The 366-nt window shown below is 51.1% G+C and carries 1 rRNA gene; it reads right to left on the minus strand.

Annotation, left to right across the window (positions count from 1 at the left end):
• Positions 1 to 125: 125 nt before the first annotated feature.
• A 5S ribosomal RNA gene (gene rrf / locus SB754_RS19455) occupies positions 126 to 241 on the minus strand.
• Positions 242 to 366: the final 125 nt, after the last annotated feature.

A 366-nucleotide genomic window follows, 5' to 3' on the forward strand; every position in this document is an offset into this window, starting at 1 on the left:
AACACCGGCAACGCCGGTGCCATCTACCAAACTGCCTGCTCCCGGGATTCGAGCAGGCCAGGCTTTTTTGCCCACAAAGACAAAACCCCTACCTGCATGCGCAGATAGGGGTTTTGCGAAATGAATCTTGACGATGACCTACTCTCACATGGGGAAACCCCACACTACCATCGGCGATGCATCGTTTCACTACTGAGTTCGGGATGGGATCAGGTGGTTCCAATGCTCTATGGTCGTCAAGAAATTCTGTAGCCAGAATGTCCAGATGGACAGCCCAGCGAATTCGGATATGCGATATTTGTGGTCTTACGAATTTTCGGTTCTTTCGTCTTCACCACCGCAATCTGCGTCAGCAAATTGCTTGGG

The sequence above is a fragment of the Leifsonia sp. SIMBA_070 genome (assembly GCF_046534635.1).
Lineage (GTDB): Bacteria > Actinomycetota > Actinomycetes > Actinomycetales > Microbacteriaceae > Leifsonia.